Here is a 22,875-nt window from a genome sequence, read left to right as displayed (position 1 = left end):
CATGCTCAGCCCCGGGGTCCAGCTCGGCAACCGCTACCGCCTCGACGAGCGGATCGCCAGCGGCGGCATGGGCGACGTGTGGCGCGGCACCGACCAGGTGCTCGGCCGCACGGTCGCCGTGAAGAGCCTGCTCCCGGCGCTGCTCGACGACCCCGACTTCGCCGAGCGCTTCCGCGGCGAGGCCCGCACCATGGCCACGATCAACCACCCCGGCGTGGTCGACGTCTACGACTTCGGCAACGACCAGCAGATCGCCTTCCTGGTGATGGAATACGTCGAGGGCGACGCGCTCTCCTCGACGCTGGGCCGGGTCGGCCGGCTCACCCCGGCGCGCACCATGGCCCTGCTCGCCCAGGCCGCCGACGCGCTGCACGCGGCGCACTGCAAGGGCATCGTGCACCGCGACGTGAAGCCCGGAAACCTGCTGGTCCGGCCCAACGGCACCCTCGTGCTGACCGACTTCGGCATCGCCCGGTCGGAGCTGGTCGCCCAGCTCACCGCCGCCGGCTCGGTGCTCGGCACCGCCTCCTACATCTCCCCCGAGCAGGCCACCGGCGCGGTGGCCACGCCCGCCTCCGACGTCTACGCCCTCGGCGTGGTCGCCTACCAGTGCCTGGCCGGCCGGCGGCCGTTCGAGGGCGACAATCCGCTGGAAATCGCCATGAAGCACGTCCGGGACACCCCCCGGCCGCTGCCGGCGGACATCCCGCCCCCGGTGCGGGCCATCGTCGAGCGGGCCATGGCGAAGGACCCGGCCGCCCGCTGGCCCAGCGCCGCCGCCCTCGCCGGGGTGGCCCGGCAGGCGAAGCTCGCGCTGGGGCAGCAGTCCCGTGGCGGCGGCCACGTCGGGCAGGTCTCCGCCGCCCCGGCGTCCCCGGCCGGCCCGCAGGCGCGCGCCCAGGTGCCGCCCGCGTCCCGGCAGCAGCCCCGGCCGCCCGCGGTGGCGCAGCGCCCGGTGCCGACCTCCGGCCCGCCGCAGCAGCGCCCGGTCCCGGCGTCGGCCCCGCCGCAGCCGCGTCCCCCGGTCACCCACCAGCCCCGCCCGCCGGTGGTGCACCAGCAGCCCCACCCGCCGGCCGGCGTGCCCCGTCCACCGGTGGCCAACCAGCCGGCCTACCCGCGTGGCGCGGCGACCGTGCCGCCGCCGGCCCCGGTCCACCAGGCCAACCCCCTCGCGTACGCCCGCCAGCCCGGCCCGCCCCCGGCCCCGCCGCAGCGGTCCAGGTCAGGGGCGGTTTGGCTGTTCATCCTGGTGGCCACACTGGTCCTGCTCTGCTCCGGCGTGATTTCCTACAACCTGCGGAAGAATGCGGCAGCCGGTGACCCCGGCGGGTCCGGTGCCCGGGCCGTGGCGTCCGGCGCGCTGCAGGCCGGTGGGCGCGACGATCCGTCCGGGACGCCGTACCGTCGAGTGGAACGACTCCTGCCGGGCGGCGGCGAGACGACGACGAGCGAAGGACGACAGACGCGATGACAGCGCAGGCCCGCCTGCTCGGTGGCAGGTATCAGGTCGGCGAGCTGCTCGGCTACGGCGGCATGGCCGAGGTGCACCGCGGCCGTGACCTCCGGCTCGGTCGCGACGTCGCGATCAAGATGCTCCGGGCCGATCTGGCCCGCGACGCCACCTTCCAGATGCGGTTCCGGCGGGAGGCGCAGAACGCCGCCTCGCTCAACCACCCGGCCATCGTCGCGGTCTACGACACCGGCGAGGAGACGGGGCCGACCGGCGAGACGCTGCCGTTCATCGTGATGGAGTTCGTCAACGGGCGGACCCTCAAGGAGGTGCTCGGCGTCGAGGGGCGGCTCCAGCCGCGCCGGGCGCTGGAGATCTGCGCCGACATGTGCGCCGCGCTGGAGTTCAGCCACCGGCACGGGATCATCCACCGCGACATCAAGCCCGGCAACGTCATGCTCACCCAGACCGGCCAGGTCAAGGTGATGGACTTCGGTATCGCCCGGGCGTTGGCCTCCGGCGCCACCACGATGACGCAGACCAGCGCGGTCATCGGCACGGCGCAATACCTCTCGCCCGAGCAGGCGCGCGGCGAGGCGGTCGACGCCCGATCCGACGTGTACGCCGGCGGCTGCGTGCTGTTCGAGCTGCTCTGCGGCCACCCGCCGTTCGTCGGGGACAGCCCGGTCAGCGTGGCGTACCAGCACGTGCGGGAGGCCCCGCCGACGCCGAGCGACATCAACCCCGACGTCAACCCCGCCGTCGACGCGATCGTGCTCAAGGCGCTGTCGAAGAACCCCCTCAACCGCTACCAGAGCGCCGGCGAGATGCGGGCCGACCTGCTCCGCGCGGCGGCCGGCCGGCCGGTGCTCGCCACCCCGGTGATGCGCGAGGCCGAGACCGCGCCGATGTCGGCCGCCGGGTCGGGCTACCCGACCCAGGTCGTCGGCGGCGCGGCCACCCGGCAGCAGATGCCGGCCCGGGTCGGCGACCCGCGCCAGCGCCGGGCGTCCTCCTGGGTGATCGCCACCTTCGCCGCGCTCGGCGTGCTCGCGGTCATCGCCCTGGTCACCGCCTACCTGATGAGCCAGGGCGGCACCGAGAAGATTGCCGTCCCCGACCTGACGGGTCAGACCCAGGCGGCGGCGGTGGCCCAGCTCGAACAGGCCGGTCTGGTGCCCGCCGTCGGTGACCCGATCGCCAACAGCACCTGCAAGAAGGACACCGTCGCGGCGCAGAATCCCCCGCCGACCACCCAGCTGGAGAAGGGCCGGGGCGTCACCATCCAGATCTGCTCCGGCAAGCCGGAGGTGACGATCCCCAACGGGCTGGTTGGCTCCCAGTTCGACAACGTCGAGCAGCAGCTCGAGGCCCTCAAGCTGAAGGTGAACAAGAAGGAGGTCAGCAGCTCCTCGCCGGAGGGGATCGTCACGAACGTCTCCCCGAAGTCCGGCACCAAGGTCGCCGAGGAGAGCACCGTGACCGTGGAGGTCTCCCGGGGCAACGTCCGGCAGGTGCCGAACGTCGTCGGCTCCTCGGCCGACGACGCCAAGCGCGAGCTGGAGCAGGCCGGTTACGTGGTGAAGATCGTCGACGGCGACGAGGTCCCCGCCGACCAGGCGGGCAAGGTGTCCGGTCAGAACCCCCGGGGCGGCACGGAGCTGGAGCGGGGCAAGCGGGTCACCATCGAGGTCGACATCCCCGAGCCCACCCCCGACCCGACCGAGCCGACGGGCAACCCGCCGGTCACGCCCACGCCGACCCCGCCGATCGACGGCGGGGGTGGCGGCAACGGCGGCGGCTTCCCCTTCCCGACCCCGCCGGTCCGCCTCAACCAGGACTGACGCCGGCCGAGGCTCGTCGATCAACGCGTTCGCCGACAGACGAGCGCGTTGATCCACACCATGCCAGCGACATGGCGCCATCCTTCGAGCCTGGATCGCCCCATGTCGCCGACAGGCCGCTCCCAGCTCGCGCCGCCCAGCGCGGGGAACCGGAGCCGGTCAGGCGGCGGCGAAGGCGGCGAGACGGCGCGCGTCCACCTCGGCGGCCAGCGCCGGGGCGCGCTCCAGCGCCTCCGGGTGGCCGCAGGCGGCGAGCCAGTTCGCCAGCATCAGGTGACCGCCCTCGGTCAGCACCGACTCCGGATGGAACTGGACGCCCTCGATCGGCAGGGTGCGGTGCCGCATCGCCATCACCACCCCCGAGCCCGTCCAGCCGGTGACCTCCAGCTCCTCGGGCAGGGTCTCGGGCAGCACGGCGAGCGAGTGGTAGCGGGTCGCGGTGAACGGGTCCGGCAGGCCGGCGAGCACCCCGACGCCGCGGTGGCTGACCTCGGAGGTCTTGCCGTGCAGCAGCTCGGGGGCGCGGGCCACGGTGGCACCGAACGCCTCGCCGATGGCCTGGTGCCCCAGGCAGACGCCGAAGATCGGCAGCTCGCCCGCGTACCGGCGGATGACGTCGAGGCAGATGCCGGCGCGGTCGGGGCTGCCCGGCCCCGGGGAGAGCAGGACGCCGGCCGCGCCGACCCGCCCCACCTCCTCGACGTCGATCTCGTCGTTGCGCCGCACCTCGCAGTCCACCCCGAGCTGGCCGAGATACTGCACGAGGTTGAAGACGAACGAGTCGTAGTTGTCGATCACCAGGACGCGCATCGTCACCTGCTCGGAGAGGGGGGCGGGGTGTTGTTCTGCTCGGTGTCGTACGGCAGGTCGTGCTCGTCGCCGGCCGGCGGGGCGTTGCCGTCCACGCCCGAGCCGCCGCCCGGCACCCCGGAGTCCTGGGTGACCTGCACGTCGTCGAAGGGGAGCAGCGGCTCCGCCCACGGGAAGACCACATACCAGAGCAGGGCCACCGTGGCGGTGGCCAGCAGCAGTGAGCCGATCAGCTTGCCGGGCACGCCCAACGGCAGCTTGCGCCAGATCCAGGCGTACATCGTCAGCCCCCCAGCTCCGCCGGTTGACCCGCCGACTTCGGCTGCGTACGGGTCAGCTCGGCGTGCACGATCAGGCGCTGGTAGTTGTCGAACTTCGGGTTGCAGGTGGTCAGCGTGAGCACCTTCTTCGTTGGCTTCGCGTCCGGCTGCATCGGCACCGGAGCGACGACCTCTACCTGGTTGGGCTTGACGATGCGCGACTTGTAGACCTGGTAGACGTACCACTCGGTCTTGCCCTCGACGACGATCGCGTCGCCCGGGTTCAGCTCGTCCAGCCGCCAGAAGGTCGCCCGGTTGCGGTGGCCGGCGACGGAGAAGTTGCCCACCTCGCCGGGCATCGCGCTGTCCGGGTAGTGGCCCGGGGCGTACCGGATGTCCTGCTGGGTGACTCCCTCGACCACGACCCAGTTCTTGTCGAGCTTCGGGATGTAGAGCCCGGCGATGGGCTTGCCGTGCGCCGGTGGCTTCGGCTTCGCCGACGCGCTCGCGCTGGGAGCCACGGTCGGGTCGCCGGTGGGACCCCACGCCTGGGCGAGCTGGTTGCTGAGGTCGTTCTGGTGGGCGTCGACGATGGCCGACTTGCCCCACACCTCGTAGCCGGCGAAGAGGAGCACCACCAGGCCGAAGGTGATCAGCAGCTCGCCGGTGAACCGGACCCCGGTGCGCAACCGGCTCCAGAACGTCGGGCGGGTGAGGTCGGAGTAGACGCTCTTGTAGCCCTCGTCGGTCTGCTCGGCCCGGAGCTGGACCACCCGCTCGCCGCGACGCGGCCGGGGCGGCTCGGCCGGCTCCCCGTCGGTGGCGGCCTCGTCGCCGTTGTCGGGCAGGCGCGGCACCGCGCCCATCAGCGCGGTCGCGTCGGGGGCCGGAGGTCGAGGGGGCACCGCCGGGATGACGGCGGTGGCCGCCGGGTCGACGGGGTGACCAGGGCTGCCGCCCGGCGGAACCGGACGCCCCGCCCCGGGGGACACCGGAGCGGGCGACACCGGGCCGGGGCGGTCGACCGCCCCGTGCGGCGGGGTGCCGTGCGGCGGGGTGCCGGGTTGGCGGTCCGCGGCGGGCGGCACCGGGCCGGGGCGGCGGTCCGCAGGGGGACGGTTGACCGCGTCGGGCGGCGCGGTGCCCGGGAAGCCGGACCCACGGGAGAAAGTCGCCCCGGAGCGGTCGTCGGCGCGCGCCTCGATCGGGGGGAGGAAGGCCGTGGGACCGTCGGTGTCGGTCGCCGGACGGGGCGCGGGCCTGAGCTCGGCCGGGCGGTGACCCGGCCCGAACCCGGCGTCGCCGTCGACGGGCCGCCGCTCGTACGGTGCCCGCCCGGGCTCGGTGCCGTTGCCCGAGGGGCGTCCGTACGGCGTCTGGTCGGGCTCGGCCGCCGGCCGGCGGGCCGGGGCGTCCACGGGCGGTCGCGCGGCCGGGGCCTGCGGGGGCGTGCCCATCGGGGGGTGGGCCGGGGCCGGTGGCCCGGATGCGGGCCGCTGCGGGGTGCCGGCGAACCAGTCGGTGCCGCGCCCGGGGTCCGGGGCCGGTGCGGGCCGCTGCTGGGCGCGGGGCCCGGCCAGGGGCGGGGCCGCCTCCGCGGGTGCCCGGCCGGGCGTCGCCGGCCGCTGGGCGTGGGGCACCGCCGGGCGGGGCGTCAGCACGGGCGTGGGCCAGGGACCGGTCGGGCCGGGCCGCTCCGGGCGGGACGGGTCCGGCGGAGCGGCGGCCACCGCGTCGGCGGCAGCCGGGCCAGGTGCGGTCGGGCCAGGACCCGTCGGGCCAGGATTAGCCAGGCCAGGGGCGGTCGGGTGGGGGGACGCCGGCCCATGGGCGGCCGGTTCGGCGCGGTCGAGCCTGGGGAGGAAGGCCGTGTCCTCCTCCTGCCGGCCCCGGTGCTGGCCGTCCCAGCCGTCGTCGGGCCTCCGGGTCACCGGGGCACCGTCGCCGCGCGCAGGGCTGTCGAGTCCTCGAACGCCGGCACCGTGACCGTCGAGACGGTCTCCCGGTAGCCCAGCTGGAAGTCGTTGACCGCGCCCTTGAACATCTGCACTCCCTCAGACGCGGCGAGGGCCTGCCGGAGCGCAGCGGGGTCGCCGATTGCAACGATCTTGAATGGAGGGGAGTACACCCGCCCATGGAGCAGCAGGGTGTTACCTACGCAGCGTACCGCGCTGGTGGCGAGGACGCGGACGTTCATGATTGACATCGCCTCCGCGCCGCCGGCCCAGAGCGCGTTCACCACGGCCTGCACGTCCTGCTGGTGGACGACCAGGTCGTCGTTGGTGGCGCCGTCGGGCAGCTCCTGGTCCGCGCGCCGTACGGCGTCGTTCAGCTCGACCGTGACGCCTGTCCCGGTGAGCGCGGTGAACCCGGCGTCCTGCCGGCTGGCGGCGGCGCGGTCCCGCTGCTCCCTGATCGGGCCGTCGGAATCGGCCAGGGTCGCCGTCTCCTCCTCGACCTCGGCCCGGAGTTGGGCGGCCCGGCGCTCGCTCGCGGCGACCTGCACCCGGCGGTCCTCGATGAGCTGGGTGAGCTGGGGTCGGCGGTCCTCGCGCAGCGCGGTGCCGCCGGCGGTCGTCGCGGTGGTGGTGAACAGCAGCCCGGCCGCGGCGGCGATCAGCGGCACGCCGATCGACCAGCCCGGACGCCGCTGCCGGGGACGGCGGGGCAGGAGGCCGACGACCGCCCGGCGGAGAACCTTCTGCCAGGAGGCCGCGCCGGACGTGTACTCCACCGAGCGCTCCTTCCGCGTCGTCTCGTGTCGGCCCGCGACGACGCGGGCCGGTGCGGCGACCCGAACAGTCCCGCCTTTTTCGGTCACTCCGTGCATCGGCCTGACCCCATTCATGGCTTGAACGGGTCATCCGGACTACGCTAGCTGTCGAACATTATTGGCCATGGACCGTCGCCCCCGCGCCCGGTTGTCAGGCCGGACGAGGTCGTCACCCCTCTGGAGAGCGTCGTGCCCAAGTCTCAGGTCCGCAAGAAGAAGGTGTACACCCCGCCGACGGACGTGCGTCCGACGGCGACGGCGGCGACGCGCAAGCCTAGCCCGGTCTGGCTGCCGGTCACGGCGGTCGCCCTGATCGTCGCTGGCATCGGCTGGCTGGTGGTCTACTACCTCTCCGAGCAGGAATACCCGGTCATGTCGTGGGGTTACTGGAACCTCGCGGTGGGCTTCGGCGCGATGGTCGCCTCCCTGGTCCTGCTCTCCCGCTGGCGCTGACCCCGCGGGCCCGGCCGTCACCTGCCGGGCTGGAGCCTGACCCCCGGCCTGCCTTCCGGCACGATCCACGCCACCCCGCCGGGCCCCTGCCCGGCGTTTCGGCGGCGGGCACCCTATGGTGTCCGCAGGGCGGCGCGGCTCAGCTGCGAGATGACTCACGTTACTGTCGGGTAACTCTCGCGTAGGCTGCACTGCATGACCGAGCGGAGCGAGGTCATCGACCGGTCCGGTCGGGGTGCGACGAAGGCGCTGCGCCGGTCGCGCCCCTGACCCGGCCCGGCCGCCGAGCCGCTCGACAGGCAGCAGACCGGGAGGCCAACTCGATGGGCAGCGTCCAGATCGTCACCACGATCCTCGCGGCCGCCATCACCGCCGTGGCGGTGTGGCTTGCGGTACGCGCGGTCATGAAGATCGTGGCAGTCGTCCGGTTGGGCCAGCCCGCCCCGGAGCGGTTCGCCGACCGGGGCACCCGCACGAAGACGATGCTGGCCGAGACCGCCGGCCACACCAGGATGCTCCGCTGGAGCGTGGTCGGCGCCGCGCACTGGTTCGTCATGGTCGGCTTCATCGTGCTGTCGCTGCTGGTCCTGGAGGCATACTTCGAGGTCGTCTCCCCGACCGGCGGCCTGCCGCTGATCGGCGGCCTGGCGGTCTACGGCCTGGTCACCGAGCTGATCGCGGTGCTCGGCACGGTCGGCATCCTGGTCCTGATCGCGATCCGGGTCCGCAACCGGCCCTCCCGGCCGGGAGGGCGCTCCCGGTTCACCGGCTCGACCATGTGGCAGGGCTACTTCGTCGAGGCCGTGGTGCTCGCCGTGCTGATCATGGGCTTCGTGATCCGGGGCTTCAAGGTGGCCACCGACCACTTCGAGTACCCGCTGTGGGCCACCCCGGTCAGCCACGCCGTCGGCGCGCTGCTGCCCGACTGGTCGGCCGGCGTCAGCATCGCCGCCCTCATCAAGATCGCCATCTCGATGACCTGGCTGATCGTCATCGCGCTCAACGTCACGATGGGCGTCGCCTGGCACCGGTTCCTCGCCTTCTTCAACATCTTCTTCAAGCGCGACCCGGGCCGGGCCGGCTCCGGCCTCGGTGCGCTGCGGCCCATGATGAGCCAGGGCAAGCCCCTCGACTTCGAGGAGGCCGACCCGGAGAAAGACCAGTTCGGCGTCGCCCAGGTCGAGCAGTTCACCTGGAAGGGCCTGCTCGACTTCAGCACCTGCACCGAGTGCGGGCGGTGCCAGTCGCAGTGCCCGGCCTGGAACACCGGCAAGCCGCTGTCGCCAAAGCTGCTCGTGCTCAGCCTGCGCGACCACGCGTACGCCAAGGCCCCGTACCTGCTGGCTGGCGGCGGCAAGGACCTCACCGGCGAGGAGAAGGCCACCGCCGCCCAGCTCGCCCACGTGGACGTGCTGGCGCTCGCCGAGGCCGAGAAGCCGCTGATCGGCGGCGCCGAGGACGGCGGCATCATCGACCCGGACGTGCTCTGGTCCTGCACCACCTGCGGCGCGTGCGTCGAGCAGTGCCCCGTCGACATCGAGCACGTCGACCACATCGTCGACATGCGCCGCTACCAGGTGCTGATCGAGTCGAGCTTCCCGTCCGAGGCCGGCGTCATGCTGCGCAACCTGGAGAACAAGGGCAACCCCTGGGGCGCCCCGCAGAACACCCGCGAGGACTGGACCAAGGGGCTCGGCTTCGAGGTGCCGCGCGTCGGCGAGGTCGACGACTTCGAATACCTGTTCTGGGTCGGCTGCGCCGGAGCGTTCGAGGACCGGGCCAAGAAGACCACCCGGGCGGTCGCGACCCTGCTCAACGAGGCCGGCGTCTCCTTCGCCATCCTCGGTGAGGGCGAGACCTGCACCGGCGACCCGGCCCGCCGGATCGGCAACGAGTTCGTCTTCCAGATGCTCGCCCAGCAGAACGTCGAGACGCTGAACGAGGCGTTCGACGGCCGGGAGAAGAGCAAGCGCAAGATCGTCGCGACCTGCCCGCACTGCTTCAACACCCTCGGCAACGAGTACGGGCAGCTCGGCGGCGAGTTCGAGGTGGTGCACCACACCCAGCTCCTGGCCCACCTGGTCAGCGCCGGCAAGCTCACCCCGGTGCAGCCGGTCGACGGCGGCGTCACCTACCACGACCCCTGCTACCTGGGACGGCACAACCGGGTCTTCGCCGCCCCGCGCGAGGTCCTCGGCGATTCCGTCCAGGGCGAGATCGTCGAGATGCCGCGCAACAGCGAGCGCTCCTTCTGCTGCGGCGCCGGCGGCGCCCGGATGTGGATGGAGGAGAAGATCGGCAAGCGGATCAACGTGGACCGGGTCGAGGAGGCCATGTCCACCGGGGCGAGGACCATCGCGGTCGGCTGCCCGTTCTGCTCGACGATGCTCAACGACGGCGTCAACGGCAAGGGGGCCGGTGAGCAGGTCGAGGTCGTCGACGTCGCCAGCGTGCTGCTCCGCTCGCTCAAGCCGGCCGACGCCGCCGGCGAGAAGGAGACCGCCACCTCCGGCAGCTGACCCGACGAGGCCGGTGCCGCGCGTAGTGATGTGCGGCCCGGCCCGTCGTGGAACAATCCTGCCGAGGTGAACCGATCATCGACAGTCTTCTGGTTGCCACGGTGTTGCCCCTGGTCGGCTTCGTGCTGCTGACCGCGGGCAACGCGTTCTTCGTAGCGGCCGAGTTCGCCCTGGTCACGGTGGACCGGCCGGAGATCGACCGACGGGCCGCCGCCGGCGACGGCGCGGCCAGGACGGTCCGCCGCGCGCTGCACGAGCTGTCCTTCCAGCTCTCCGGTGCCCAGCTCGGCATCACCATCACCGCCCTGCTCACCGGATACCTGGCCGAGCCGGCCCTGGCCCGGCTGTTCGCCCCGGCGCTGCACCCGCTGGGCCCGGCGGCCGACCGGTTCACCCCGTTCCTCGCCCTGGCCCTGGCGACCCTGCTGTCCATGCTCTTCGGCGAGCTGGTGCCGAAGAATCTGGCGCTGGCCCGGCCGATGCCCGCCGCGCTGGCCACCGCCCGGGGGATGCGCGGCTTCTCCCGGACGTTCGGGTGGCTGATCCGGGGGCTGAACAACTCGGCGAACACGCTGGTCCGCCGGCTCGGGGTGGAACCGCAGGAGGAGCTGGCCAGCGCCCGGTCCCCCGAGGAGTTGGGCCTGCTGGCCGCGATCTCGGCCCGCGCCGGCGCGCTCCCGCCGGACACCGCGATGCTGCTGCGGCGCACCATCCGCTTCGGCGACAAGCGGGCGGCCGAGGCGATGACCCCCAGGGTGGACGTGATCGCGCTGCGCGCCACGGCGAGCGTCGCCGAGCTGCTGACCCTCGCCCAGCACACCGGCCGGACCAGGTTCCCCGTCTTCGAGGAGACCCTCGACCTGGTCACCGGCGTCGCGGCGGTGCCGGACGCGCTGGGCGTACCGCTGGCGAACCGGGCCCGGACGACCGTCGCGTCGGTCGCCCGCGAGCCCGTGTACGTGCCGGAGAGCCTCGACCTCGACGGCGTCCTGGCCGCCCTCAAGGCAGCCGGCGCGGACCTGGCCATCGTCGTCGACGAGTACGGCGGCACCGACGGCGTGGTGACCGTGGAGGACCTGGTGGAGGAACTGGTCGGGGAGATCGCCGACGAGTTCGACCCGGACGCGGTCGACGACGTCGGGCCGGTCGAGCTGACCGTGCCGGGTGGTGAGCGGACCGTCCTGGTCGACGGGGTGCTCCGCGAGGACGAGCTGGTCGAGCAGACCGGCTTCCGGCTCCCCGAGGGCCCCTACGAGACGCTCGGCGGCTTCCTGATGGCCCGGCTCGGGCACATCCCGGTGGCCGGCGAGACGGTCGAGGAGGGCGGGTACGAGTTCACCGTGGTCGAGGTGGAGCGGCACCGGATCGAACAGGTGCGGGTGCTGCGCCCGGAGGAGCCCGGGGACGATGCCTGAACTGCTGGTAACCGTGCTGCTGCTGCTCGGCAACGCGTTCTTCGTCGGCAGCGAGTTCGCGCTGATCGCCTCCCGGCGGACGGTGATCGAACCGCTGGCGGCCGGCTCGAAGCGGGCCCGCTGGGCGCTGTCGGCGATGAACCAGATCCCGCTGATGATCGCCGGGGCGCAGCTCGGCATCACCATCTGCTCGCTGGGCCTCGGCGCGATCGCCGAACCGGCGCTGGCCCACCTGATCGAGCCGCTGTTCCACGCGCTGGGCCTGCCCGACGGTGCCGTGCACCCGTTGGCGTTCCTGATCGCCCTCGGCGTGGTGGTCTTCCTGCACACCGTGGTCGGCGAGATGGTGCCGAAGAACATCACCCTCGCCGGGCCGGAGCCGTCGGCGCTCTGGCTGGGCCCGGCGATGCTGGCGTTCTGCACGGCGACCAAGCCGCTGCTGCTGGCCATGAAGTGGGCGTCGCGGCAGGTCCTGCGGATCTGGCGGGTCGAGGCGACGGACGCGGTCAAGACGGTGTTCACCGCCGAGGAACTGGCCGGTCTCGTGTCGCAGGCCCGGACGGAGGGGCTGCTCGACGCCGAGGAGCACGCCCGGATCACCGGGGCGCTCGCGCTGCACACCCGCACGGCGGCGGACGCCCTGCAACCCTGGTCGACGGTGACCACAGTGGCCGAGGACGTGTCGCCGGCCTCGCTGGAGGTGCTGGCCACCCGCACCGGCCGGTCGCGCTTCCCGGTGGTGCAGCGTGCCACCCGCCGGGTGCTCGGCTTCGTGCACGTCAAGGACGTCCTCGGGTACGCGGGGGCGGAGCGCCGCGCCCCCGTGCCGGCCGGGGTCTACCACCCGCTGGCCGTGGTGCCGCCGGACCGTACGCTGGCCGACCTGCTGCTGTCGATGCGCCGCGAGCGGCGGCACATGGTGCTGGTGAGCGACGGCCGCCGCCCGCTCGGGGTGGTGACGCTCGACGACGTGCTGACGGCCATCGTCGGCTGACGGACCGGCCGCCACGGTGCCCGTCTTCTCCGTCGTCGCCGCACGGCCCACACCCGTTGTGCAGGAAGGATTTGCGGGGCGTCACGGTGTGCCGACCCGCCTTGATTCCTCGCGCGGGACTCCCCTAATGTGAGGCGCTGACCGCTGTGGGTCGTCTGCCTCGATCTTCCCTCTCGCGAGGCGCCCGGCGGTCGGTTGCGAAGGAGTCGGTGCCGGTGGCAACCATGCCCCCTCATCGTCATGCCCCGGAACGGTCAACCGCTCGCCCGGGTGGTGCCCGCCGTTTCGCACGCCGCCTGCTCACCTTGGTCGCGGCGGTCGCCGTCGGCGCCGGGACACTGACCGCGCCCGCGTACGCCGAGCCGTCGGTGGACGAGATCGAGGCGCAGATCGACAAGCAGTGGGAGCAGCTTGAGCCCACCATCGAGCAGTACAACAAGGTCCGCGCCCAGCTCAAGGTGAACCGCGAGAAGGCGGCGGAGGTGCAGAAGAAGATCGAGCCGCTGGCGCTTGAGACAGAGCTGGCGATGAACCGCGTCGGCGACCTCGCCTCCCGCTACTACATCTCCGGCCCGTCGCAGGACATCGGCGCGCTGCTGGTCAGCACCAAGCCGGGCACCCTCGCCGAGCAGCTGACCATCCTGGACCGGCTGGCCGCGCAGGAGCGCAAGCAGGTCGAGGGCGTGCTCGCCGTCCGGGCGAAGTACGACACCGAGAAGCAGAAGCTCGACACGCTCATCGTCTCCCAGGAGAAGCAGACCAAGGAACTGGCGGCGAAGAAGACCAAGATCAACGGTGAGATCAAGCGGCTCCAGGCGTCGATGCCGAAGACCGTGGTGTCCACCGAAGGCTGCCCGACGGTCACCGGCGTGGTCAGCGCCGCTGCCCGCACCGCCATCAAGACCGCCTGCGCCCAGGTCGGCGACCCGTACGTCTGGGGTGCCACCGGCCCGAACTCGTTCGACTGCTCCGGCCTGACCCAGTTCGCCTACAAGGCGGCCGGGATCCACCTGACCCACTTCACCGGCGCCCAGTGGAACGAGGGCCGCGCCATCCCGCGTTCCGAGGCCCGCCCCGGTGACCTGGTGTTCTTCTTCAGCGACCTGCACCACGTCGGCCTCTACATCGGCAACGACAAGATGGTGCACGCGCCCCGCGCCGGCAAGCCGGTCAACGTGAGCAGCATCAACACCATGCCGGTGGCCGGCTTCCGCCGACCCGGCTGACCCGGCCCGGCCCCCGCGAAGGCCGCGCCGCGCAGCACCACCCGAAGGCCCCCGGTCACCCGCCGGGGGCCTTCGGCGTGCGGCGGACATCGACGCCGGCCACGGGCCTGTACGGTGTGTCACGGCCGGTCGGGTTGCGGATCGATGGCGATCGTCTCTACTCTGGCCAATTGTCGGCCGGTAGCTGCACCGCCCAGCCGGGCGGTGACGGTGCGACACCGCCGAGTCGCCTCCGGGCGAGCCGGGGACCCAGGTACGCCGGGGTGAATCCGCAGCGGCGCTGCGGTAGGGCGCTCTCCCTTCCCGCCCGAACCCGTCAGCTAACCCGGTAGGCGGTAGAGGAAGAAGGAGAACGGAGCCCGGTGGCACTCCATGCCCCGCGGCGCCCGTCACGCCGGTCGGCCGACGCCGACCGGATGCCGGCTGCGCCGCGTACCCGCTGGTCACGCTGCACCACCGTCCTCGCCGCCCTCGTCGGCGTCGCCGTCGTCCTGACCGGCGCACCGACCGTGGCCCACGCCGACCCTTCGGTCGCCGAGATCGAGCGGCAGATCGACGAGGACTGGAACAAGCTCGAACCGATCATCGAGCGGCACAACGCCACCCGCCAGGACCTGGCCGCCAAGCGCAAGCAGGCCGACGCGCTCGCCGCGCGGATCGGGCCGCTCCAGCGCCAGGTGGACGAGGCGTTGAAGAAGGTCGGCGGCCTCGCCGCCGAGGCGTACAAGGGCGACAACATCTCGGTGGTCAACGCCCTGCTGGGCAGCCGCACGCCGAGCCAGATGATGGGGCAGCTGGAGCTGCTCGACCGGTTCGCCCAGCGCCAGCAGCACGACGTCCAGGCGGTCGTCGACCTCCGCGACGAGCTGGCCGCGAAGAAGCAGCCTCTCGACGAGATGGTCGCCCAGCTCACCCGCACCGAGGCCCAGCTCGCCGCGAAGAAGAAGCAGATCAACGCCGAGATCGACCGCCTGCAGAAGCTGCGGCTGAAGGTGTACGGCAACGGAGGCGGCGGCCCGTTGAAGCCCGCCCCCTGCCCGGCGAGCTATCCGGGTGGCGGCGCGGGGACGGCGGTGAAGTTCGCCTGCGCCCAGATCGGCAAGCCCTACGTCTGGGGCGCCGAGGGCCCGAACTCGTACGACTGCTCAGGGCTGATGCTGGCCGCCTGGGCGAAGGCCGGCGTCTCGCTGCCGCACAACGCGGCCCAGCAGCGGTCGGTGACCGCCAAGGTCAGCCGCGCCGACCTGCGCCCCGGCGACCTGGTCTTCTACTACTCCGACCTGCACCACGTCGGCATGTACGTGGGCGGGGGCTGGGTGGTGCACGCCTCCCGGGCCGGCGTCCCGGTGAAGATGAAGCGCGTCGACGACGGCCCGATCCACAGCTTCGGCCGCCCCGCCTGAGGTGCAAGGAGGGGCCCCTTCTTAACGCATACGGTCGAGAAGGGGCCCCTTCTCACACCCCTCGGGCGGGAGGACCGCGGAGGGTGGCGCAGCGCGCCGCAGCGTGCCGCAGGAGGAGCGGTACGTCAGGGGGCGGGGGTCAGCGGGGCGGCCAGGTGCGCCAGTTCTGCCACGAGCGGCTCGGGGTCGGGCCGCGCTGACCCTGGTAGCGCGAGCCGTAGACCGCCGAGCCGTACGGGTGCTCGGCCGGCGACGACAGCCGGAAGATGCACAGCTGGCCGATCTTCATGCCCGGCCACAGCGTGATCGGCAGGTTCGCCACGTTGGACAGCTCCAGCGTGACGTGGCCGGTGAAGCCCGGGTCGATGAAGCCGGCCGTGGAGTGGGTGAGCAACCCGAGCCGGCCCAGGCTCGACTTGCCCTCCAGCCGGCCGGCGAGCTGGTCGCCGAGCGAGATCACCTCCAGCGTGGAGGCGAGCACGAACTCGCCGGGGTGCAGCACGAACGGCTCGCCGTCGGGCACCTCGATCATGGAGGTCAGGTCGTCCTGCTGCGCCGACGGGTCGATGTGCGTGTAGAGGTGGTTGTTGAAGACCCGGAAGAGCTTGTCGAGGCGTACGTCGATGCTCGACGGCTGCACCAGGGTCGGCTCGAACGGCTCCAGCGCGAGCGTGCCGGCCTTCAGCTCGGCGACGAGGTCGCGGTCGGAGAGCAGCATCGCAACACCATAGCGAGGTGGGTCAGCGGGACCGGTCAGCGGGGCTGCTCAGCGGGCCTGCGAATCGGGTGCCCGACCCGCGCGTCGCGCTTCGCGTGTCGTACAGGTGTTCGATAGAATGCCGGCATGGCTTCCTGGTCCGAATTCGCCGCTGACGAGCCACGACTCGCCGACGGGATCCGTCATCTCATGCAGCAGTACGGGCCGGGCTTCGGCTACCTGGCCACCGTCCGCGCCGACGGCGGCCCCCGGGTGCACCCGGTGTCCCCGGTGATCACCGACGAGGGGCTCTTCTGCTTCGTCGTCGACTCGCCGAAGCGGCGCGACCTCGAACGCGACGGCCGCTACGCGCTGCACTCCTTCCCGCCGGAGGACAGCGACGACGAGGCGTACGTGGCCGGGCACGCCAGGCCGGTGACCGACCAGGCCCGGGTGGCCCGGCTCGCCGAGATCGGGCGAGCCGCGCCGCAGGTGGACTGGCGGCTCTTCGAGTTCACCGTCGACGTGGCGATGCTGGCCCGGCGCGGCGACGCCGGCACCGTGCGCCCGGGTGAGGCGACCGGTCGGCCGGCCGTGCAGGTCTGGCTCGACCCCGGTGCCGCTGGCGCTGCGGCCACCACCACTACTACTGCCACCACCGACGCCGCGAGCACCGCCCCGGGCGGGGGCGCGGTGGGCGTACCGGATCGGCGGTCGGTCCTCGACGGGCGCGGCGCCCATCGCGCGGCGGCCTGACCCCCACAGACGCCGGTGCCGGCCCGTCGGGAGACGGAGCCGGCACCGGAACGATCAGCGGCAGTGGTGCGTCATGCCGCGCGGTACGCGTTCCACGCGGTCAGCATCCGGGCCGCCTGGCCGGCGGTGAACTGGTACATGCAGGAGTCGTAGGTGTAGTCCATGAAGTTGGTGATCGGGTCCAGGCCGGTCGCGGTGCAGGTGTCCCGCCCGGTCGGGCACTGGTATGCCGGCGACGCCTCGGCCGGGGTGTCGCTCACGCCGTCGCCCGAGCCGGAGCAGCCGCCCTGGAAGGTGTGGTAGAGGTTCAGCCAGTGGCCGACCTCGTGGGTGCCGGTGTCACCCTGGTTGTAGTTGGTGGCGGTGCCGCCCGGCAGCGACTCGGTCAGCACGACGACGCCGTCCATGCTGTCGAGCCGGCGCTTCGGGAAGGTGGCCCAGCCGAGCAGGTCGTCGCTCAGCTCGCCGAGGTAGATGTTCAGCGTGTTCTTGCCGCCCTCGCGCAGCGAGGACTTCATCGAGCGCTCGGCCGAGGAGCCCTGCACGATCGGGAACCACGCCGGGTTGGTGACCCGGTTGATCTTCTGGAGCTGGAAGCTGAAGGCGGTGGCCGCGCCGCCGGTGGCGCCGGTGTAGGCCTGGTTCAACACGCTGATCTGCGAGTTGATCATCGAGTCCGGGATGTTGCCGCCGGCGCGGGTGCTGTCCTCCTGGATGACGTGCACGACGACCGGGATGGTCACGGTGGCGAGCGCGGCGGCGCCGGCACCGGCCCGGTAGTTGGCCCGCTCGCGCAGGGCGGCGGCGAGGTCGGCCTCCCGCTCGCGGGTCTCCTTGGCGGTCAGTTCGTTCGGCTCGTGCTTGGCGTGCGCGCCGGCCTTCACCCGGGCGTCCGAGTGGACGTCGGCCGGCTCGGCGCACGCCTCGGTCGGGGCGGCGGAGAAGGCCGAAGCGGCCGGGACGACACCCACGGCGGCGGTGCTGAGCAGGAGCGCGAGGGTCGTCGACGCGACGCCGGCGGTGCGCCGGGTCAGCAGGTTGGGACGGAGTCCCATGGGCCCACCTCTTTCTGGCGGCGCGACAGGGGGTGTGTCGCGCCGTGGCTTGAACGTGCGGGAGACGTTACAACCCATCGAGGCATTTGAGAATGGGCATATGTTGCGGCGATGAAAATCCCGCGTACCGACGATGGCCTGCGGATCTTGGTCGGCCGGGTGTCGGCGCGATCGGGACGATGGGGCGCGCGAGGGGTGCCTGGGTGCACGCGTCAGCGGTGTCGGGTACAGTGGGTCCGCCTGCGGGTGTAGTTCAATGGCAGAACATCAGCTTCCCAAGCTGACAGTGCGGGTTCGATTCCCGTCACCCGCTCCACGCACGAAGGCCCTGGTCAGGACGCAAGTCCCGAGCCGGGGCCTTCGGCGTTGCAAGGTCAATGGTCATGCGGCGTGTCGTCAGCCCGCTCGGAGGTGGTCGCCATGCCCGCGAAGCTGACCCGCAACGAGGCCGTCGCCCTCGTTGAGCGGATCATGCGGCTCGACTATGCCGAGGACGCCGAGTTGAACGACTGGCTGGACAGGCTCGAACGAGATCTCGTCTATCCGGATGTCTCTGAGCTGATCTTCAGCATCATGCCGGAGCTGACGGCTGCCGAGGTCGTTGACCGCGCCCTGGCCTACCGGCCGTTCGAGATGTGCGCGGCCCCGTGGACGGAGCCACCGGCAGGCTAGCTCGCTTCTCGTCCCGGTCCTTGGCAGCATGTCGGCGACATGGCGGTATCACGGTGGGTCGGATGCCGCCGTGTCGCCGCCATGGAGTCGATCATGGTTGACGGACGAACGTGAACAGCGCTCCGGAGGTGTCCAGCGGTCGGGGCGTGCCCGTGAACCGGTGCACGCCGACCGAGAAGAGCACGCCGTCCGGCGCGTAGAACGCCCGCTCGGCGAAACCGGCGTCCCGCAGCCAGCCGCGCAGCACCGGCGTCAGGTCGGGGGCGCGCCGGGTCCGCGTCCAGATCACCGTGGCACCGGCCGCGCACAGCTGCGGCAGGGCGGCCACGGTTCGGCGTACGTCATGGTCGTCGACGTTGCCGAAGACGCCCGCCATCAGCACGAGGTCGGCCGGCACCGCCTGTGCGTACGACGAGAGCCGGCCCGCGTCCGCCCGCCGGATGTCGACGTTCGCGAGGCCGGCCCCGGCGGCGGCTGCCCGGGCGGCGGCGACGTTGCCCGGGTCGTACTCCAGCAGCGTGGCGCGGACGCGGGCCGCGTCGGCCCGGCCAGCCAGCGCACCGACCAGGTCGTGTCCCTGGCCCGCACAGGCGCTGACGACCGCCAGCGGCTCGCCGGGGCGCTCGTCCAGCCACGCGGTGATCGCCCCGCGCACCAGCCGCAGCCGGCGGGACAGCGGGGAGTCTTCGTCGGCGTAGGGCTGGTGCCACGCCTGCCAGTCGGTCCCGGTCGTCATGGCGTCGAGCCTGCCAGCCCCGGCCCTGTCGGCCCACAGGCGCTCGCCGGACCCGGAGGCGTCAGAGCCGGCCGACGGCGACGAACACGCAGGTGGCGAGGATCGTCAGGTTGACCAGCACGGCGACGGGCTCGCGCAGCCGCAGGTGGATGCCCGCCGCGCCGACCATGACGACGCCGAGGCCGGCGGCGGCGAGCGGCGTGAGCCACGTCGCGATGCCGGTCAACCCGGGCAGGAGCAGCCCGACGGCCGCGAGGACCTCCAGCGCGGCCACGGTCCGCAGCATGGGCATGGGTACGATCCGCGCGCTCGTCTGCCCGCCCGCGAGTAGCCTCTCCCGGGACCAGGTGCCCTTGGTCAGCCCGGAGAAGGCGAAGATCAGTGCGAGGACCGCCTGCGCGGCCCAGAGTGCGACGTTCACGGCGACTCCCGATGGTCGTGGGTGGTGAACGAACCGGACACTTCGCACGACGGGATGCGCCGACGGTTGGTGACCGAGCGTGCGGCGGGGTGCTGCCTCGGCGGGATGCCGCCGGCCGGTCAGGACGTACGCTGGCGCTCATGCGGATTGGCATCGTGATCCTTCCGGACCAGCGCTGGTCGCAGTCGCAGCGCCGCTGGCGGCAGGCGGAGGAATGGGGCTTCGACCACGCCTGGACGTACGACCACCTGGGCTGGCGGGACCTGGTCGACGGGCCCTGGTTCGACTCGATGACCACGCTGACCGCCGCCGCCACGGTGACCTCCCGGATCCGGCTGGGCACCCTCGTCGCCTCGCCCAACTTCCGGCACCCGGCGGCCTTCGCCCGGCAGATCACCGCCCTCGACGACGTCTCCGGCGGCCGGTTCCTGCTCGGCGTCGGCGCGGGCGGCATCGGCTTCGACTCGGCCGTGCTGGGCGGGGAGACGCTGCCGCCCCGCCAGCGCGTCGACCGGCTCGCCGAGTTCGTCGAGCTGCTCGACCTGATTCTGCGCGAGGACGGCACCACCTGGCGCGGCGACTGGTTCGCCGCCGTGGACGCCCGCAACAACCCGGGCTGCGTGCAGACGCCCCGGGTGCCGTTCGTGATGGCCGCCAACGGCCCCCGCTCGATGCGGCTGGTGGCCCGGTTCGGGCAGGGCTGGGTCACCACCGGCACGGGCGGCGACGACGTGGAGCAGTGGTGGGGGACGGTCGCCGACCTCGCCACCCGGATGGACCGGGCGCTGGCCGAGGCCGGCCGCGACCCGGCCACTCTGGACCGCTACCTGTCGCTCGACTCCGCCCCGGCGTTCTCGCTGCGCAGCGCGGACTTCTTCGCCGAGCAGGTCGGGCGGGCCGCCGCCCTCGGCTTCACCGACGTGGTGACGCACTGGCCCCGGGCCAGCAGCTGGTACGCCGGGGACGAGGCCGTCCTGGTGGACGCGGCCACCCGCCTCCTGCCGGAGCTGCGCCGCCTGACGCCGGCTCCCCGCCCACCCGCCGCCGGGTGAGGGTGGTGGTGGGGGTGTGAGAAGGGGACCCTTCTCGACCGTATGCGTTAACAGGGGGCCCTTCCTTACCCCCGCGTCGAGACGAGCCGAAACCGCACGCAGACGATCCGGCTGTCGTCGGTGACGGGGGTGCCGACCCGCGCCCAGTAGGCGGCGTGCCCCGCCCGCCACTCCTCGATCGACCGGTCGCCCTCCCCTTCGGAGCGGGCGAAGTCCCACGGCACGTCGGCGAAGCGCACCACGTCGACGCCGGTCACCTCGACGACTCCGACGGGCGCGTCGTGGTCGTCCACGAGGGCGAGCCGCTCGCCGACGTGCTCCAGCTCCTCGCCCTCCTCGGCGTACTCGTCGGTCAGGCCGGCGGTCGCCGTCTTGGCCCCGGCCAGCACCAGGGAGTTGAGTCTCGCCCGCAGCTCGCCGGGGGTGCCGAGGGCGAGGCTGCGGAGTCCGTCGATCCGGGGCCACATCCCGCCGAGGCTACGCGGCCCGGCCGCGCTCCGCCGCCGGATTCGGCGCGGCGCGCGGCGACCTGCCCCGGCCCGACCTGGCCCTCGCTGCGCTTACCCGCGCCGCGCCACCCGCGCCCCGTGTCGGGGCGGCGCTGCTTCGCGCAGCGTGCCCGGGGCGTTACGGTGGCTGGCAGGTGGGCTGGCGGAGGGAGCGGGTGATGGCGGACCGGCGTGCGGTGCTGATTCCGGGGCGGGGCTACGACACCCGGGCGCCCCTGTTCGCGTACGTCGGCGAGGCCCTGCGCCGGATCGGCTTCGACACCCACGAGATCACCTGGCAGGTGCCGTCTGACCTGGGCGCGGACCGGGCCGGGCCCTGGGTGGCCGAGCAGGTCGCCCCGGCGTTGGCGGAGCCGGCGCACCTGCTGGTCGGCAAGTCGCTGGGCAGTTTCGCCGCCCCGTTCGCCGCCGACCGGGGGCTGCCGGCGGTGTGGCTCACCCCGTTGCTGCGCCGTGCCGACGTCACCGAGGCGCTGGCCCGCGCGACCGCCCCGTTCCTGCTGGTGGGCGGCACCGCCGACGCCCTGTGGGACGGCACCCAGGCCCGCCGGCTCAGCCCGCACGTGCTGGAGGTCGACGGTGCCGACCACTCGCTGCTGGTGCCCGGTCCGCTGGCCCGCTCGGCGGAGGTGCTGGGCATGGTCTGCACCGCCGTGGAGGAGTTCCTCGGCGGAGCGGGCTCGGGCGGCTGAGCCGCGCTGCTCGCGGCCGCGCCGCCCCGCTCAGACGGGCCGTCCTGCTCAGATCAGCTGCGCCGCGTAGCCGGCCGCGGCGAGCACCTGCTCGTCCCCCGTCGCCGCGTGGGCGTCGAGCACCGCGTCGGCGAGCTTCACCACGTGCTCGTCGCCGTGCCGGGCCGCGCGGGCGAAGACCTCCGCCGGGGTGCCGGGGGCGACGGCCGGCGGCGCGACACCGGCCGGGGAGGCGTACACGGCGGTGACGGCCGCCGTCGCGGACCAGGCCGCGGCGAGGCTCGGGGCCCAGAGCCCGGGGTCCAGCTCCGGCAGCGTACGCAGCACCGCCGTCGGCGCGGTCACCGCGTGCACCAGCATGACGGGTTCCGCGTGCCCGTACCGGAGGTAGTCGAGGCTCGCCCGGTGCACCAGTTCGGCGAGCCCCCGCTGCGCCTCGGCCGGGGTCCGCGCGGGCCGCAGCGCCGCGAGCGACGACTCCCATTCGGGTACGTCCGGCAGCCGGCCCAGCCGCTCGCGGATGCCGCCGGTGCGGTCGGCGATGCGGGGCAGCCCGGCCAGCGCGGCCGCCACCCCGGTCTCCCCGCCCTCCCCAGCCACCCCGCCGTCCCCGCCCTCCCCGGTGGGAGGTGCCGCCGGCAGCAGGGGTGCGCCCGGTACCGGCTGCCAGCGCGCGGCCCAGTAGGCGAGGGCCTGGCCGAGTTCGGTGCGCCGGTCCGGGCTGGTCTCGGCGGCCCGCAGCGCCCGCACGGCGTGCCCGACCCGGATGACGCCGTGGGTGGCCCCGGCGGCGATGCCCGGCAGCAGCCGGGGCCACCAGGTGCCGAGGATGTCCCGCCAGGGCCGTTCGCGCAGCTCCCGGTCGAAGTGGGCGAGCCAGTCGCCGGCGCGTTTCGGGTCCCCGAGGGCGGCCCGCCAGTCGTCGATCGGCCGGAGGCCGCGCGGCAGCTCGTCGAGCCGCCGCAGGTAGTCGTCCAGCCAGCGGTGCACCTCGGCGTCGTGCCCGTGCTGGACCAACGCCTCGACCGCCATCGGGCCGTGGTTGGAGAGCCAGCCCTCGAACTCCGGGCCGGTGCGGTGCAACCGCCGGTACGCCTCATCCAGGATTCCGTCGTCCATGCCCCCGATCGTGCGA

General features: G+C 73.2%; 22 protein-coding genes, 1 tRNA gene and 1 riboswitch. Of the genes, 13 read left to right on the top strand and 10 right to left on the bottom strand.

Annotated elements, in window-relative coordinates; all coding sequences use genetic code 11:
* The first annotated feature begins 1 nt into the window (after position 1).
* Complete coding sequence (locus tag ACVMYR_RS03950; protein ID WP_228986587.1) at positions 2-1,474, top strand: serine/threonine-protein kinase; 1,473 nt, start codon at positions 2-4, stop codon at positions 1,472-1,474.
* Complete coding sequence (gene pknB, locus ACVMYR_RS03945; protein WP_457121120.1) at positions 1,471-3,297, top strand: Stk1 family PASTA domain-containing Ser/Thr kinase; 1,827 nt, start codon at positions 1,471-1,473, stop codon at positions 3,295-3,297. Before ACVMYR_RS03950 ends, pknB begins: the two co-directional genes overlap by 4 nt.
* 159 nt (positions 3,298-3,456) lie before the next feature.
* On the opposite strand, the gene ACVMYR_RS03940 is transcribed toward pknB, so the two are convergent.
* Genes ACVMYR_RS03940 through ACVMYR_RS03925 form a run of 4 tightly spaced genes read right to left on the bottom strand, consistent with a single transcriptional unit; the run spans position 3,457 to position 7,101 of the window.
* On the bottom strand, positions 3,457-4,107 hold the full coding sequence (locus tag ACVMYR_RS03940; protein WP_396789237.1) for an aminodeoxychorismate/anthranilate synthase component II: 651 nt from the start codon (positions 4,105-4,107) through the stop codon (positions 3,457-3,459).
* Positions 4,108-4,109: 2 nt separating this feature from the next.
* On the bottom strand, positions 4,110-4,388 hold the full coding sequence (locus ACVMYR_RS03935; protein WP_043961080.1) for a hypothetical protein: 279 nt from the start codon (positions 4,386-4,388) through the stop codon (positions 4,110-4,112).
* Between the two features lie 2 nt (positions 4,389-4,390).
* Complete coding sequence (locus ACVMYR_RS03930; RefSeq protein ID WP_457121119.1) at positions 4,391-6,298, bottom strand: class E sortase; 1,908 nt, start codon at positions 6,296-6,298, stop codon at positions 4,391-4,393.
* Entirely contained in the window at positions 6,295-7,101 is an 807-nt protein-coding gene (locus tag ACVMYR_RS03925) for a DUF881 domain-containing protein (RefSeq protein ID WP_077935422.1), read from the bottom strand. Before ACVMYR_RS03925 ends, ACVMYR_RS03930 begins: the two co-directional genes overlap by 4 nt.
* 228 nt (positions 7,102-7,329) lie before the next feature.
* Here ACVMYR_RS03925 and ACVMYR_RS03920 point away from each other — a divergent pair, with 228 nt between their 5' ends.
* The 6 genes from ACVMYR_RS03920 (at position 7,330) to ACVMYR_RS03895 (ending at position 15,150) form a co-directional block, all read left to right on the top strand.
* Entirely contained in the window at positions 7,330-7,593 is a 264-nt protein-coding gene (locus ACVMYR_RS03920; RefSeq protein WP_043961083.1) for a cell division protein CrgA, read from the top strand.
* A 323-nt stretch (positions 7,594-7,916) separates the two neighbouring features.
* Complete coding sequence (locus tag ACVMYR_RS03915) at positions 7,917-10,112, top strand: (Fe-S)-binding protein (protein ID WP_077935423.1); 2,196 nt, start codon at positions 7,917-7,919, stop codon at positions 10,110-10,112.
* Between the two features lie 104 nt (positions 10,113-10,216).
* Complete coding sequence (locus ACVMYR_RS03910) at positions 10,217-11,527, top strand: hemolysin family protein (protein ID WP_353902569.1); 1,311 nt, start codon at positions 10,217-10,219, stop codon at positions 11,525-11,527.
* Entirely contained in the window at positions 11,520-12,521 is a 1,002-nt protein-coding gene (locus tag ACVMYR_RS03905) for a hemolysin family protein (RefSeq protein ID WP_043961086.1), read from the top strand. The genes ACVMYR_RS03910 and ACVMYR_RS03905 overlap by 8 nt, the downstream gene beginning before the upstream one ends.
* Before the next feature lie 209 nt (positions 12,522-12,730).
* Positions 12,731-13,747: a C40 family peptidase gene (locus tag ACVMYR_RS03900; protein WP_077935424.1), complete on the top strand. Its 1,017-nt coding sequence runs from the start codon at positions 12,731-12,733 to the stop codon at positions 13,745-13,747.
* Between the two features lie 209 nt (positions 13,748-13,956).
* Positions 13,957-14,097: riboswitch (cyclic di-AMP (ydaO/yuaA leader) on the top strand.
* Between the two features lie 12 nt (positions 14,098-14,109).
* On the top strand, positions 14,110-15,150 hold the full coding sequence (locus tag ACVMYR_RS03895) for a C40 family peptidase (protein ID WP_457121118.1): 1,041 nt from the start codon (positions 14,110-14,112) through the stop codon (positions 15,148-15,150).
* 139 nt (positions 15,151-15,289) lie between these two features.
* Here ACVMYR_RS03895 and dcd read toward each other — a convergent pair whose 3' ends face one another.
* Positions 15,290-15,868 carry a dCTP deaminase gene (dcd, locus tag ACVMYR_RS03890; RefSeq protein WP_077935426.1) on the bottom strand — a complete coding sequence of 193 codons (579 nt, stop codon included), beginning with the start codon at positions 15,866-15,868 and terminating at the stop codon, positions 15,290-15,292.
* A gap of 126 nt (positions 15,869-15,994) precedes the next feature.
* On the opposite strand from dcd, the gene ACVMYR_RS03885 reads away from it, so the two are divergent.
* Positions 15,995-16,603, top strand: a complete 609-nt coding sequence (locus ACVMYR_RS03885; protein WP_077935427.1) for a pyridoxamine 5'-phosphate oxidase family protein — start codon at positions 15,995-15,997, stop codon at positions 16,601-16,603.
* 71 nt (positions 16,604-16,674) lie between these two features.
* Here the strand turns inward: ACVMYR_RS03885 and ACVMYR_RS03880 are convergent, their stop codons facing one another.
* Positions 16,675-17,658 (bottom strand): zinc metalloprotease, encoded by a 984-nt coding sequence (locus ACVMYR_RS03880; protein ID WP_457121117.1) that lies wholly within the window; start codon positions 17,656-17,658, stop codon positions 16,675-16,677.
* 242 nt (positions 17,659-17,900) lie between these two features.
* Between ACVMYR_RS03880 and ACVMYR_RS03875 the strand changes: the two genes are divergently transcribed.
* Positions 17,901-17,974 (top strand) — tRNA-Gly (locus tag ACVMYR_RS03875).
* Between the two features lie 104 nt (positions 17,975-18,078).
* A complete protein-coding gene (locus ACVMYR_RS03870; RefSeq protein ID WP_457121116.1) occupies positions 18,079-18,330 on the top strand; it encodes an e9imm peptide in 252 nt (83 codons plus the stop codon).
* A 91-nt stretch (positions 18,331-18,421) separates the two neighbouring features.
* Here the strand turns inward: ACVMYR_RS03870 and ACVMYR_RS03865 are convergent, their stop codons facing one another.
* Complete coding sequence (locus ACVMYR_RS03865; protein WP_457121115.1) at positions 18,422-19,066, bottom strand: SAM-dependent methyltransferase; 645 nt, start codon at positions 19,064-19,066, stop codon at positions 18,422-18,424.
* A gap of 61 nt (positions 19,067-19,127) precedes the next feature.
* On the bottom strand, positions 19,128-19,487 hold the full coding sequence (locus tag ACVMYR_RS03860) for a DoxX family protein (RefSeq protein ID WP_431892798.1): 360 nt from the start codon (positions 19,485-19,487) through the stop codon (positions 19,128-19,130).
* Between the two features lie 140 nt (positions 19,488-19,627).
* Between ACVMYR_RS03860 and ACVMYR_RS03855 the strand changes: the two genes are divergently transcribed.
* The gene (locus ACVMYR_RS03855) at positions 19,628-20,539 is read left to right on the top strand and encodes an LLM class flavin-dependent oxidoreductase (RefSeq protein ID WP_077935445.1); all 912 of its coding nucleotides are present in this window, start codon (positions 19,628-19,630) and stop codon (positions 20,537-20,539) included.
* 65 nt (positions 20,540-20,604) lie between these two features.
* On the opposite strand, the gene ACVMYR_RS03850 is transcribed toward ACVMYR_RS03855, so the two are convergent.
* Positions 20,605-21,006 carry an ASCH domain-containing protein gene (locus ACVMYR_RS03850; protein WP_396789245.1) on the bottom strand — a complete coding sequence of 134 codons (402 nt, stop codon included), beginning with the start codon at positions 21,004-21,006 and terminating at the stop codon, positions 20,605-20,607.
* Positions 21,007-21,206: 200 nt separating this feature from the next.
* On the opposite strand from ACVMYR_RS03850, the gene ACVMYR_RS03845 reads away from it, so the two are divergent.
* Positions 21,207-21,740 (top strand): alpha/beta fold hydrolase, encoded by a 534-nt coding sequence (locus tag ACVMYR_RS03845; protein WP_077935447.1) that lies wholly within the window; start codon positions 21,207-21,209, stop codon positions 21,738-21,740.
* 48 nt (positions 21,741-21,788) lie between these two features.
* Here ACVMYR_RS03845 and ACVMYR_RS03840 read toward each other — a convergent pair whose 3' ends face one another.
* Positions 21,789-22,859 (bottom strand): questin oxidase family protein, encoded by a 1,071-nt coding sequence (locus ACVMYR_RS03840; protein WP_457121114.1) that lies wholly within the window; start codon positions 22,857-22,859, stop codon positions 21,789-21,791.
* Between the last annotated feature and the right edge of the window lie 16 nt (positions 22,860-22,875).

The sequence above is a fragment of the Micromonospora sp. PTRAS2 genome, assembly GCF_054052245.1.
The sequence above is the reverse complement of the archived record's forward strand: the minus strand, read 5'-3'. Positions and strand labels throughout refer to the sequence as shown.